The organism is Paracoccus sp. (in: a-proteobacteria), from assembly GCF_030536915.1.
Classification (GTDB): Bacteria; Pseudomonadota; Alphaproteobacteria; order Rhodobacterales; family Rhodobacteraceae; genus Paracoccus.
In genome coordinates this window covers 10106-23539 of record NZ_JAUNPC010000011.1, presented here as the reverse complement: position 1 = coordinate 23539, position 13434 = coordinate 10106, and the positions used below count along the sequence as shown (strand labels likewise).

At 68.8% G+C, this 13434-nt stretch carries 9 protein-coding genes; 3 read left to right on the top strand and 6 right to left on the bottom strand.

From position 1 onward, the window contains the following. The first annotated feature begins 98 nt into the window (after positions 1–98). The gene (locus Q4F04_RS03615; protein ID WP_303368466.1) at positions 99–812 is read left to right on the top strand and encodes a hypothetical protein; all 714 of its coding nucleotides are present in this window, start codon (positions 99–101) and stop codon (positions 810–812) included. Beyond that, positions 812–1174, top strand: a complete 363-nt coding sequence (gene zapA, locus Q4F04_RS03610; protein ID WP_303368465.1) for a cell division protein ZapA — start codon at positions 812–814, stop codon at positions 1172–1174. Before Q4F04_RS03615 ends, zapA begins: the two co-directional genes overlap by 1 nt. A gap of 261 nt (positions 1175–1435) precedes the next feature. Here the strand turns inward: zapA and gltA are convergent, their stop codons facing one another. Together gltA and gltX are read right to left on the bottom strand one after the other, a co-directional pair. Then, positions 1436–2728, bottom strand: coding sequence for a citrate synthase (gltA, locus tag Q4F04_RS03605; RefSeq protein ID WP_303368464.1), 1293 nt, complete (start codon positions 2726–2728; stop codon positions 1436–1438). Between the two features lie 53 nt (positions 2729–2781). Beyond that, positions 2782–4173 (bottom strand): glutamate--tRNA ligase, encoded by a 1392-nt coding sequence (gltX, locus tag Q4F04_RS03600; protein ID WP_303368463.1) that lies wholly within the window; start codon positions 4171–4173, stop codon positions 2782–2784. 104 nt (positions 4174–4277) lie between these two features. Here gltX and Q4F04_RS03595 point away from each other — a divergent pair, with 104 nt between their 5' ends. Further along, entirely contained in the window at positions 4278–6503 is a 2226-nt protein-coding gene (locus Q4F04_RS03595; RefSeq protein ID WP_303368462.1) for a ComEC/Rec2 family competence protein, read from the top strand. A gap of 261 nt (positions 6504–6764) precedes the next feature. Here the strand turns inward: Q4F04_RS03595 and wecB are convergent, their stop codons facing one another. The 4 genes from wecB to Q4F04_RS03575 form a co-directional block, all read right to left on the bottom strand. Further along, positions 6765–7865, bottom strand: coding sequence for a non-hydrolyzing UDP-N-acetylglucosamine 2-epimerase (gene wecB, locus Q4F04_RS03590; protein ID WP_303368461.1), 1101 nt, complete (start codon positions 7863–7865; stop codon positions 6765–6767). Further along, positions 7862–8755, bottom strand: a complete 894-nt coding sequence (locus tag Q4F04_RS03585) for a hypothetical protein (RefSeq protein ID WP_303368460.1) — start codon at positions 8753–8755, stop codon at positions 7862–7864. Before Q4F04_RS03585 ends, wecB begins: the two co-directional genes overlap by 4 nt. Positions 8756–8772: 17 nt before the next feature. Next, positions 8773–12495: a glycosyltransferase gene (locus Q4F04_RS03580; RefSeq protein ID WP_303368459.1), complete on the bottom strand. Its 3723-nt coding sequence runs from the start codon at positions 12493–12495 to the stop codon at positions 8773–8775. A 70-nt stretch (positions 12496–12565) separates the two neighbouring features. Beyond that, positions 12566–13434, bottom strand: an 869-nt coding sequence (locus Q4F04_RS03575) for an aminotransferase class III-fold pyridoxal phosphate-dependent enzyme (RefSeq protein WP_303368458.1), incomplete at its 5' end; no start/stop codon positions are given.

Below are 13434 nucleotides of genomic sequence, written 5' to 3'. Positions count from 1 at the left end.
CCGGGCGGGGACAAGCGGCGCCGCGCTGCCTTGTTCGGCCGTCCTTGTCTTGGCGGACGGGCTTTGTCACAAAGGGCCAACCAGATTGAGGCCCTTCGATGAAAGTCCTTTCCGCCGCCGAACGACGGCTGATCGCCGCCCTTGACCGCCTGGACAACGCCGTCGAGCAGGCGGGGCGCCGGATGGCCGAGGCAGACGCGGCACCCCCGAAACCCCCGCCCCGGCCCTCCGTGGCGGCCGATGCCGGGATTTCCGCCGAGGTCGCCTCGCTGCGCGAGCGCCAGGCCGCGATGCTTGCAGCGGTGCAGGCGCGGCTGTCCGAGGCGCATGAGCGCATGGCCGCCATGGGCGCCGAGGCCGCGCGGCTTGCATCCGCCAACGAGGATCTGGCGCAGGCCAACCGGGCCCTGATCGAGGCGACCGGCGGCGGGGCCGAGGCTTGGGCCGAAAACGGCGAGGTCGCGACCTTCGCCGCCCTGCAGGCCGAGGTTGACGCGCTGCGCGCCGCCCGCGCGGCCGAGATCGCGCAGATGGGGGAGATTCTTGACGCGCTGGACCGGATGCTGGGCGTGACCACCGCGCCCCGCGGCCAGGTGACGGAGGGCCGGAACCCTGCCGATGCCGCACAGGAACCGGAAGCCGATGTTGCCAGCGCTCAGCCGCAGGGCGGTCCTTCGGCGGTCCCGGAACCCGGCGTCCTTCGCGACGAGGACCCGCTGCCCGAGGACGAGCCTGCCGCCGATGCCGATCTGCCCGAGGATATCCGGGCCGCCGAGGTCGGCAACGAGCCTGTTGAAAAGGAAAGCCGCTGATGCCCATCGTCGAGTTCACCATCGGCCACAGGAAATACGAGCTTTCCGCCCAGGAAGGCGAGGAGCGGCTGCTGAAGCGCGCCGCCGCCATGCTGGATACCGAGGCCCGCACCATCCTGGAACAGGCAGGGCGGATGCCGGAACCGCGCCTGCTGCTGCTGGCGGGGCTGATGCTGGCCGACCGGACCTCGGGGCTTGAGGACCGGCTGGTCAATGTCGAACGCGAATTGGCGCGGCTGAAGTCTAACCCGCCGCGGGTCGAGGTTCCGGTGATCCCGCCCCAGATCGGCGAGGCGCTGGCCGAGCTTGCCGCCCGCGCCGAGGCATTGGCCGACAAGGCCGAGGAAAGCCTGTCCCGCTGAGTTTCGCCGGCCGTGGCAGACACCGCGCCGCCGGTACGGACCTGCCGCGTCTGGCAGGCGAAGAGATGGGCAGGGTGTTGCGGGTAGCCGTGGAAGGCCAGCCGAAACCTGCCGCTGGCAGCGATTCTGGTTGAGCCTCATCCTGCGGACAGGTCCGGCCAGCGGATCAGCCTTCTCTAGATCCACTGGCTGACGGAGCCGATCATCAGCGCATTTCAATGAAAAAGGAGGCCGCTCGGGCCTCCTTCGTCTTTTGCGGATTCAGCGCGCGTCCACGGGGACGTAGTCTCGCCGGTCCTCGCCCACGTAAAGTTGGCGGGGGCGGCCGATCTTGCTGTCCGGGTCGCCCAGCATTTCCGTCCACTGGCTGATCCAGCCGACGGTGCGCGACAGCGCGAAGATGGGGGTGAACATCGCGGTCGGGAAGCCCATCGCCGACAGGATGATGCCGGAATAGAAGTCAACGTTGGGATAAAGCTTCTTCTGGACGAAGTAGTCGTCTTCCAGCGCGATGCGCTCAAGCTCCTTGGCGACCTGCAGGGTCGGGTTGTCCTCGATCCCGAGGATGCCCAGCACCTCGTCCGCCGACTGCTTCATGATCTTCGCCCGCGGGTCGAAGTTCTTGTAGACGCGGTGACCGAATCCCATCAGGCGGAAGGGATCGTCCTTGTCCTTGGCGCGCTTGACATATTCCGGGATGCGGTCGACCGAGCCGATCTCCTTCAGCATCTCCAGCGCCGCCTGGTTGGCGCCGCCATGCGCCGGCCCCCAGAGGCAGGCGATTCCCGCCGCGATGCAGGCAAAGGGGTTCGCGCCCGACGATCCCGCCAGTCGCACCGTCGAGGTCGAGGCGTTCTGTTCATGGTCCGCGTGCAGCATCATGATGCGGTCCATGGCGCGGGCCAGCGCGGGGTCCACCTTGTATTCCTCGGCCGGGACCGAGAAGCACATGTGCAGGAAGTTCGAGGCGTAATCGAGCTCGTTCTTCGGATAAACGAAGGGCTGCCCGATCGAATACTTGTAGGCCATGGCCGCAAGCGTCGGCAGCTTGGCGATCAGCCGGATCGAGGCGACCTCGCGGTGCCAGGGGTCGTTGATGTCGAGGCTGTCGTGGTAGAAAGCGGACAGCGCACCGACCACGCCCACCATCGTCGCCATCGGGTGGCTGTCGCGGCGGAAGCCGCGGAAGAAATACTGCATCTGCTCATGCACCATTGTGTGGCGCGTGATGCGATTCTCGAAATCCTGCATCTGCTTGGGCGTCGGCAGTTCGCCGTAAAGCAGCAGATAGGCGGTTTCCAGGTGGTGGCCATGGTGGGCCAGCTGCTCGATCGGGTAGCCGCGATACCACAACTCGCCCTTGTCGCCGTCGATATAGGTGATGGCGCTGGCGCAGGCCGCCGTCGAGGTGAAGCCGGGGTCGAAGGTGAACACATCCGCCTGGCCGTAGAGCTTGCGGATATCGACGCAGTCCGGCCCCACGGTCGGGGACAGGACGGGCAGGTCGAGTTCCTTGTCGTTTACGGTGATCCGCGCAGTCTTTGCTTCGGCCATCACACAGTCCTTCTCGCCAGTAGCCCGCTTGGGGCCGATAAGGTCGGGGTCTCTCACGCCGTGGCGTCTGCCAGGCGGGCGAGCGTTTCGTCGCGGCCCAGGGCCAGCATCATGTCGAATACGCTGGGGGTGGCGGTTCGGCCGGCCAAGGCGGCCCGAACGGGCGCCGCGACCTTGCCCAGACCCACGCCCCGCGCCTCGGCAATCCGCTGCGCCGCCGCCTCCAGATCATCTCGCGCCCAGTTAGCATTCTGCAGCGCAGCGGTCAAATCTTCGAGTATACCTTTGGACACCGTATCAAGCGCATTTTTCGCCTTTTCGTCTGCCTCGACCGGCCGCTCGATCAGCGCGAACCTTGCCTGGTCCAGCAGTTGCGGCAGGGTGCGGGCCTTCTGCTTCAGCGCGGACAGGGCAGGCGTCATGCGCTGCAGTTGCACGGGCGTCAGTGCCGGCTGCCCCGTGGCCTTCAGGAAGGCCGAAAGTTCCTGCAGCAGCGCCTCGTCCGTCATGGCGGCGATATGGTGGCCCGAGACATGTTCCAGCTTCTTGAAGTCGAGCCGCGCCGGCGCCTTGCCGATTCCGCCGAGGTCGAACCACTCCAGCGCCTGCGCATCATCGAACAGTTCGTCGTCGCCATGACTCCATCCCAGCCGGGCGAGGTAGTTGCGCATCGCCGCCGCCGGATAGCCAAGCGCCGCGTATTCATGCAGGCCGACGGCGCCGTGGCGCTTGGACAGCTTCTTGCCGTCGGTGCCGTGGATCAGCGGGATATGGGCAAAGACCGGCAGGTCCCAGCCGTTCGCCGCATAGACCTGCGCCTGCCGCGCGGCGTTGGTCAGGTGGTCGTCGCCGCGGATGATGTGGGTGACGCCCATGTCGTGGTCGTCCACCACCACCGCGTGCATGTAGGTCGGCGTCCCGTCGGAACGCAGCAGCACCATGTCGTCCAGCTGGTCGTTGCGGAAGGTCACGTCGCCCTGCACCGCGTCCCGGATCACCGTCTCGCCCTCGCGCGGCGCCCGCAGGCGGATCGCGAAGGGCGCATCCGGGCGCGTCGAGGGATCGGCGTCCCGCCATGGGCTGACGAAGGGCTGGCTGGGATTCCCGGCCCGCCATTCCTCGATCTCGGCGGGCGTGGTGTAGCAGGGATAGGCGGTGCCCGCCTCCATCATCTGCCGCGCCACCTCGGCATGGCGGTTGGCGCGGGCGAACTGGCTGACCGGCTCTCCGTCCCAGTCGAGACCCAGCCATGTCAGCCCCTCAAGGATGGCCTCGGTCGCCTCGGGGGTCGAGCGGGCGCGGTCGGTGTCCTCGATCCGCAGCAGGAACCTGCCACCGCGGCCGCGGGCGTAAAGCCAGTTGAACAGCGCCGTGCGCGCCCCGCCGATGTGCAGATAGCCCGTGGGCGATGGCGCAAAGCGCGTGACGACGGGGGATGAAGGCATGGCGGGTCCTGCTTTTCGGTCTTCGGGCGGACCTTAACCTTTCGGAAAGGACCGGAGGGATAGGATCGCGGAAGGGATACGGACAGGAACGGGGAAGAACAAGATTGACGGCGGCTGAGGCGGCGGAACCTTCCGGCGGGCGCTGGCGCGCAGGGTTGCGGGCGCTTGGCGCCTTCCTGATGTCGCGCGGAAGCTCGGGCGCATTGCCGACGGCCGAACGGGTGACCCGCGCCGGGCTGCTGATCTGGGCGCCGGTGCTGGTCGCCCTGGGGATCGGCGGCTGGTTCCTGCTGCGGTTCGAGCCGGGGGGGACGCATTACGCCCTTGCCGGGGCGGGGATGGCGGGCGCTCTCTGGACGGCGCGCATGGCGCGGGGTCGTGCGGTGGCGGGCCGACTCGACTGGAACCGTGCCGACCTGCTGCGGCTCGGCGCCTTGGGGATGGCGCTGGTGCTCACAGGCTTTCTTGCGGCGGGGCTGCGCCTGCATCTCGTGGCAGCACCGGTCATGGATTACCGCTATTATGGCCCGGTCGAGGGACGCGTGGTGGAAATCGACCGCTCGGCCCGCGACCGGATGCGGGTGACGCTGGACCGGGTGGTGCTGCGCGACACGCCCCCCGGACGAACGCCCGATCGGGTGCGGCTGTCCCTGATGGGCGGGATTGCACTTCCTGCGCCGGGCAGCCGGGTCATGCTGACGGGCCACCTGGGTCCGCCGCCCGGTCCGGCCGAGCCTTACGGCTTCGATTTCCGCCGCGCCGCCTTTTTCGAAGGGCTGGGCGCGGTCGGCTACACCCGCACGCCGATCCTGACCGTCGAGCCGGCACCCGCCCGGCGGATCGACGCGGCGGCGGTGCGGCTGCGGCTTTCGCAGGCCATGCAGCGGTCCATCGGCGGGCAGGAAGGCGCGGTCGCGGCGGCCCTGATGACAGGAGACCGTTCCGGCATCGCCGAGGCCACGAACCAGATGATGCGTGATTCGAACCTTTATCACATCGTCTCGATCTCGGGCCTGCACATGTCGATGCTGGCGGGCTTCGTTTATGCGGCGCTGCGGCTGGCGCTGGCCGCGCTGCAGTCCCGTGGCGGCGGGGTGCCTGCGGGGATGGCGGTCCACAAGATCGCGGCGCTTGTGGCCCTTGTGGTGGCCACGGGCTACCTGTGGATCTCGGGCGGCGGCGTGGCGACCGAGCGGGCCTGGCTGATGGTCGCGGTGATGCTGTCGGCGGTTCTGCTGGACCGCCGCGCGATCTCGCTGAGAACGGTCGCGCTTGCGGGGCTGGTGATCCTGCTGGTGGCGCCCGAGGCGCTGGTGACCTCGGGCTTCCAGATGAGCTTTGCCGCCACTGCCGCGCTGATCCTGCTGTTTCCCGCCTGGTCGCGGCGCGCGCAGGCTCTCCCCTGGATCGTCCGGGGCGTGGCGATTCTGGTGATCTCGTCACTGATCGCGGGGCTGGCGACCTCGCCCATCGCAGCGGCGCATTTCAACCGCTCGGCGCAATACGGCCTGGTCGCGAATTTGCTGGTGGTCCCGGTCATGGGGGCGGTGGTCATGCCCGCGGGCGCGCTCGCGGCGCTGCTGGCCCCTGTCGGTCTGGCCGAGCCAGCCTTGTGGCTGATGGGGCTTGGGACGCGCTGGATGCTGTTCGTGGCCGAGCAGGTCACCGGCTGGGGCGGCGCGGTGCTGACGGTCCGCGCGCCCCATTGGGCTGCGCTGCCCTTGGGCGGAACCGGGGTGACGGTCGGCCTGCTTGCCCTGCATGGAACACGCGGCAGGCTTTCCCGGATCGCCCTTTTCCTCGCAGGGCTGATGGTGCTGGGCAGCGCGGCGCTCTGGCATGTGACCGGGCGCCCCCATCTTCTGATCGCGTCGGACGGAACGGCGGTCGGGTTGATGACCCCGGCAGGACGGTCGCTGTCCAAACCGGCAGGAGCCTTCGTGGCGGACAGTTGGCTGCGGGCCGACGGCGATCTCGCCAGCGCCGAAGAAGCCGCCGCCCGGCCCGGATGGGAGGGCGAGCGCGGCGCGCGCCGCGCATCCCTTGCCGGCCGGGACGTCGTTCACCTCACCGGCAAGGGCGCGGCCGGGCGGGCAGCCGAGGCCTGCACCAGCGGCACGATCGTCATCCTTGCCGCCCCCGCGCCGGATGGCCTGCGTGGCGGATGCGAGCTGTTCGATCAGTCACATCTGTCGCGCAGCGGCGCCATGGCGGGCTTTCTGCAAGGCGGGAAGATCCAGTGGATCAGCGACGCATCGGCGAACGGAGAACGCCTGTGGACCTCGCGCACGGTGCGAAGGCGTTGGATGGCGTCTTCGGGCCCAAGGTAGTCCGCTTGGCGCCGCGCTGCTGCGGCTGATGACGGGGCGGTTGCAGGTGTGCGGGAGAGGACTCCATGACGGGATCAGGCGCGATTGCAGCTGCAGGGCGGCTCATTGGCATGAAGGCGGGATGTGCCATGGGCGATAAAGATCGGAGGGATACGCCCTGGCCGGAACCGCCGCGGTCGGGCGCATTCATGTCGAAGATCCGCTTGCCGCGGGCGGATGAGGTTGCCCGGAACCCTGTTCCTCCGACGCAGCCTTTCCCCATCAGCGAAGATCGCAGCGCAGGACCTCAATGATTCGGCCTGCAGCCTTGCCGTCGCCGTAAGGCGATCCGCGGCTGGCCATGGCTGCGCAGGCGGCAGGATCGTCCAGCAGGGCTTGGGCCGCCGCGCGGATCGGCTCGGACGCGGTGCCGACAAGCCGCGTCACCCCGGCGCTGACCGCCTCGGGGCGCTCGGTGGTTTCGCGCAGCACCAGGACCGGCTTGCCCAAGGCTGGCGCCTCTTCCTGCACGCCGCCCGAATCCGACAGGATCAGCGTGGCCCGGCTCATCGCGGCGACAAAGGAGGCGTAATCCAGCGGCTCGCAAAGCAGGACGCGGTCCATCGCGGCGAAGCGTTCACGCACGACCCCGCGCACATTCGGGTTGTGGTGAACCGGCAGGATCATCTGGACGTCGGGATTGTCCTCGACCAGCCGCGCAAGCGCATCGCAGATGCGGGCCAAGGGTTCGCCGAAATTCTCGCGCCGGTGCAGCGTCACCAGCAGCAGGCGCTTGCCGGGGTCAAGGGCAAGGCCGGTCCGGGGCCTGGTGGCGGCCACATGATGCAGCGCGTCGATGACCGGGTTGCCGGTCACATGGATGTCGGTCGCGGGATAGCCCTCGGCCAGCAGGCGGTCAGCCGACAGTTGCGTCGGCGCGAAGTGCCAGCGGCTCAGGCGGCTTGCCACGACGCGGTTCAACTCCTCGGGAAAGGGGTTGGCGATGTCGCCGGTCCGCAGGCCGGCCTCGACATGGCCGAACGGGACCTGGGCGTAGAAGGAGGAAAGCGCCATCGCCAGAACCGTGGTCGTGTCCCCCTGCGCCAGCACTGCGTCCGGCTGTTCGGCGGCCAGCACCTCCTCCAGCCGGATCAGCAGCCGCCCGGTCAGGCCGCCGAGGGTCTGGCCGGGCTCCATGATGTCCAGGTCGATGTCGGGCGCGATGCCGAAAAGGTCGAGCACCTGGTCCAGCATCTGCCGGTGCTGCGCCGTCGCAAGCACCCGGCAGTCAAATGAGGGATCGGCCTGCAATGCCCGGATCACCGGCGCCATCTTGATCGCCTCGGGGCGGGTGCCGACGGTGCAGAGGATCTTCTTCCTCATATCCGGTGGTCCGCTGCGATCAGCGCGCAGGCGCGGTCGTAAAGGGCGGTGTCCTGCCGGTTGGCGCGGATCAGCCGGTCGCGCAACTCGGGAGGAAGGGTGGAAAGCATGGCCTCCTCGCGCCCGGCCATGCTGTCGGCGCTGGCATGGGTGACGTTGTGGCGCGTATCCTCGGGCAGTCGCAGGGCCAGGCCATGCTGGCCAAGGATATCGCCGAAGCGGGCAACGTCATCCTCGAAATGCTCGGTCCGGCCCAGCAGTTCGACGCCGGAGAGCGTCCTCAGCGCGGTGCCGAGATCGTAGACGATGCCTTCGGCCGTGCGCTTGTGGACCGGACGCAGACGGAACTGGCAGGCAAAGAAGCGTGTCTGCGCATTCGAGACGTTGCCGATCTCTGTGGCCGAGCCAAGACAATGATCGATCCATCCTGCCAGGTCATGCCGGCGCGCGGCCACTGCGGTTGTCGTCATGTCGAACTCCGGCACGGACGGCATTGCCAAGGAGCCAGCGTGGTTCGCGGCGCGCCGGACCAGTTCGGCGTCAAGCTCGTCCGGCGCGAGGGAGCCCAGCGGCGTGCCGTCGGCACGTTCCGGCCCGCGCTTGAAGCGGTAGATCGAGGCGATCCGCAGGAAAGGATTGCGGACGAAGATCGCCGCCAGGACGCGGTATTCCAGCGAACTGGGCGGCGGCAGCATGATCTGGTGCGAGGAGAATGCGACCGCCTGCCGTCGGCGCATGATGATCCTGTCCAGTTGCTCCTGGTCGATGGTGAAGAAGGGATAGGGGCCGTCAAACGACTCGTGCCGGTCGCCGAAGTTGTGGGCAAGGACGTGGTCGAAGGACGTCCCGGCGTTCTTGTAGATATGGTAATGAAGGATGACGGTCCGCATCGGGAATTTCCGGGCGATCAGCGGCCGGGCAGGCTGCCCGAGGGGCGGCCCTGCCGATAGCGGTGCGGCACCCATGTGCCCCAGCGGCTTTCGAAGATGTCCCTGTTGCGCTGGAACAACTGCTGCTTTTCGCCCGAGGGCAGCGCGTCGAAGCTGGCCGACAGGTGGTGGTGGCAGAAGGCGTCCTCGGCCAGCGCCATCTGCAGCCCGGCTTGCCGGAAGGTGGCGCAGTGGTCGTCGTCCTCGAACATGCCGAGGCCGTAGACCTCGGGCAGATGACCCAGCCGGTCAAGGTCGGCGCGGCGGAACATGGCGCAGAAATAGGCGCAGACGTGGATGGGGGTCCATGTCCCCCGGTGCCCGGTCGCAAGATCGCGGGCGGCGCAGATCATCTGGTCCATGTCGGCATAGGCGATCTCGACCCGCGCCTCGTTGCCGATGTTGTTGGTCATCGGGCCGACGATGCCGATGTCCGGATTGCGCTGCAGGTGGCGGACCATCGCCAGCAGCGCGCCCGGCGCAAGGAAGGTGTCGTTGTTCAGCAGCAGGACATATTCCCCGCTGGAGGCCGCGATGCCGCGGTTGTTGCCGGGGGCAAAGCCCAGGTTCTCGCCGTTCTCGACCATCCGGATCCGGTCGTCGTCGGCGGCGCGGTCCCGCAGCACCTCTCGCACTTCAGGGGCCGAGCCGTTGTCCACCAGCACGACTTCAAGGTTCGGATAGACCTCGCCCCGGCCCAGCAGCGCGTGCAGCGTGGCCAGCGTCATCTCGATGTCCGCGCCGTAATGCAGCACGATGACGGACAGCTTCGGCTCACGCCGCATCTCGGCCAGCAGGTCGGCGGCGCGGAAGGACCAGGCGTTGTCCAGCGCATATTGCCGCAGCCGCTGGCCGAAGGCCGCGTCCCGTGCCAGGGGCGCGGCGCGGCGGATGGCCGCGGCGAAGCCCGCCGGATCGTCGGCGCGGAACACCAGGTCGCCCGCCCGGTCGAGTTCGGGCAGCGAGGTCGAGACGGTCGGCCGCATGACCGCCGAATATTCGTAGAACTTGACCGGGTCGCAGGCCCTGATGATCGGCAGCAATTGGAAGGGAATGATCAGCACGTCCATCTGGCCGTGAAAGGCAGGCACGTCGGCATAGGGGATTTCCCCGTGCAGCGTGACGTTCGGCAACCGACCCAGCCGCAGCGGAGCCTCGGCCGTCACAGCGCCGCAGAGATGGATGTCGAAGCCCGGATTGTCGCGGGCGACGGCTTCCAGCAGGTCGGTGTCGAACCATTCGGCGATCGCCCCCACATAGCCCACGCGGATCGCGCCGGACCTCGGCTTGCCGGCAAGCCAGGCGGGGGCCGGATCGTCGCCCTCGCGGATGAAGTGGCTCACGTCGGCGCCGTTGCGGACCATCGTCACCGCGCGCATCGGGGCGAACTTGTCATGAAGATATTGCGAACTGACGATCATCTTGTCGGCCCGCGCGATCATCTCCAGCTCGGCCTCCAGCACATGGGGTTCGGTGTTGGAAAAGCCGCCGATGTCGTCCATGCAGTCGAAGGTGATCTGGTATTCCGGCGACAGGTGGCGGGCGAGGTTCCACCAGAAGGGATGCTCGATCACCACATGGCTGACGGGCGAGGCGCCGACCGCATCGGCAAGCGCGTGGAAATGTTCGACCCATGCCCGCGCCTGCGCGCCGGTCGGCACCCCGGTATAGGCCTGCAGCCCGCGCATTCCCCGGCCGGGCAGCCGGACCACATGGACCATGGGCGCGACCTCGCGCACGCTGCCCTCGCGCAGGTTCTGCTCCATCTCGATGAAGAAGACGCGGTGGCCCTCGGCCGCCATCCGGGTGGAAAGATGCTGCGGCCGCTGGGTGCGGAAATCCCAGTTGATGATCGACAGCACGAAGATGTCGGGCTTGTCGCCTGTCCGCGCCGGGACGGTCCCGTAGCCTGCGGCCGCGGGCGCCGACAGCGGCGGAAAGGCCAGCGCCCGCGGGATGCCGCCCGGCACCGGCAGCCCGCGCTTGACGCGCTCGACGGCGGCGCCGGGCAGCACCCGGCGCAGGGCCCGGCCACCGCTGCGGTAAAGCCGGCGGTAGATCGGCTTCAGGATGGTCTGGCGTTCCCGTTCAAGCCATGCCGTGGCCGAGGCGAGCGCCTGCCCCGTTGCCTCAAGCCGGGCCTCAAGCTGGGCGGCGTGATCCTGCAGATGCTCGATGGTGGCCCAGCGCGCCTCGGCGATCTCGGTCATCTCGTCGCGCTGCGCCTCGGTGGCGGCGACAAGGCGTTCCAGATCGCGCACTGTCCCGGCAGCCTCCGCCGCGGCGATGCGATGCGCCTCGCCTGCGTGCCGCTCGGCGGCAAGAGCGGCCATGCCCTCGTCCCGCTGCGCCTCGGTGGCACGCAATTGGGCGGCAAGATTGGCGGTCACCTCATCGCGTTGCGCCTCGGTGCGGGCAAGCTGGTCGGCCATCGCGGCCATGCCCTGGTCCCGCTGTGCCTCGGCAGCCCGAAGCCGGGCGGTGAAGGTGGCAACGGCCTCGTCCCTTTGGGCCTCGGTGGCGCGCAATCGGGCGGAAAGGTTGGCTGTCACCTCGTCGCGTTGCGCTTCGGTGCGGGCAAGTTGCGCGGTCAGGTCCGCCATGCTTTTTTCCCGCTGCGCCTCGGTGGCGCGCAGGCGGGCGGTCAGGCTGGCGGTCACCTCGTCCCGCTGGGCCTCGGTCCGTGCAAGCTGGTCGGCCATGGCGGCGAGGCTTTCGTCGCGCTGGGCCTCGGTCGATTGCAACTGCTCGGTCAGGACGGCCACGCTTTCGTCGCGCTGCGCCTCGGTCTGGCGGACGCGGTCCTGCTGGGCGGCCAGATCGCGGCGCAGGGCGGCGGCGGCCAGATGACCGTCCCGCAAGGCGGCGGCATTCGCCTGCTCGACCGCGCGGGCCGGGGCGGACAGCGCCTGGAACCGGCGGGCGAAGGGGGCAAGCCCTGCCGCTGCCGGAACCTCGCCGCGCCCTGCGGCTGCGGCGAGGGCATCGAAGAGTTCAAGCGCAAGGCTTTCGATCAGGCTGTCAGACGCCGCGATGTCGCCGTGCCGGTGCACCGCGTCGGGCAAGAAGCTTTCCTCGACACGCGGCTGCGCCCCGGCGGGCGCGTCCTCGTCGAACAGACCCGCGATGCGGGCAAGGACGGGGGCAGGGTCCTGCACCCAGCCGGGAAACAGGACGATCTGCCGCGGCAATCCCTCGGATCCGGCGATGGCGGAAAGCGTGTGATTGATCCAGGACAGCATCGCCGCATCGGCAGCAAAGCCGTTGCGGCGGTTGATCGACCCCGCGACCTCGCGCGGGTCGCGCAGCGCGATCAGCACCGCGCCGCACCCGCCCCGCGCATCCAGCCAGGCCCGCCAGAGGGGCAGCGTCAGCGACAGGCGGGGGTCCTTGACCATGATGCGGCCCGCCTTGCCGAAGCTGGCCGCCACGGCCCGGTCCATCCGGCCCAGGATCGCCTCATCCGGCGCGGGAAGGTCCAGCGGCCCGACACGGAACCACAGCGCCCCCTGATCCGACAGGATGGCCTCGTTCAGCGCGACAACCGCCCGCGGCTCGAAATGCCCGCGCGGGTTGTCCTCGGCCGGGCCGCCCGCGTCGCGCGGCAGCGCAAATCCCAGCGCGCCGCAGCTTTCCCCCAGAAACGAGGTCCCGCTGCGGTGCATTCCGGCAATCAGCAGCACGGTCGGGGAAGAAGGCACTGCGCATTCCTGTCTGGATCAACGGCTTGTGCCTATCGGGCGCATGGAGCGGGGTCAACGCGCGGATCGGTCAGGCATGCCCCTCGGCCCGCAGCCCGTCGAAGACCCGGCCAAGCGCGCCGTCGAGCTTGTCGAACATCTCGTCCATCTGCGCGTCGGTCAGGATGAAGGGCGGGCACAGCACGATGGACTGCCCCAGCGGGCGGCAGATCAGCCCCATGTCGGTGCAGGTGTTGGCGATGCGCTCGCTGACGGACAGATGCGGGGGGAAGGGCTCCTTCGTGTCGGCGTTCTTCACGGCCTCCAGCGCCCACATGAAGCCGACGCCGCGCAACTCGCCGATGTTCTGGTGGCGCTGCATGATGTCGCGCAGGCCGGCCTCCATCCGGGGGGCCTTGTCGATGACGTTCTGCGCCAGTCCCTCGTTCATCACCACGTCGATGGCCTTCAGCGCGATGGCGCAGCCGACCGGGTGGCCCGAGGCGGTGAAACCGTGCGGGAACTCCTCGATGGGCGTGATGGCCGCGTCCAGTCGGTCGCTGAGTTCCGGCCCCAGGATCACCGCGCCCATCGGGAAGAACCCGGCGGTGAGGTTCTTCGAGGAAATGATCGCATCCGGCATGAAATCGTAGGTCTGGCAGCCCCAAGTGTTGCCGGTGCGGCCGAAGCCGGTGATGACCTCGTCGGCGATCAGCGGGATGCCGTGCTTCTTGAGGATCGGCTGGGCTGCCTGGAAATAGCCCCTGGCCGGGGGGATCACGCCGCCCGCGCCCTGCACGGGTTCGGCGAAGAAGCCCGCGATGGTATCGGCGCCCTCGCGCTGGATCGTGTCCTCAAGCTCGCGGGCGAGGCGGGCGACGAACTCGGCCTCGGATTCGCCCGCTTTCCCCTCGCGCCAGAAATGCGGGCAGGTCAGGTGGATGAAGCCGTCCAGCGGCA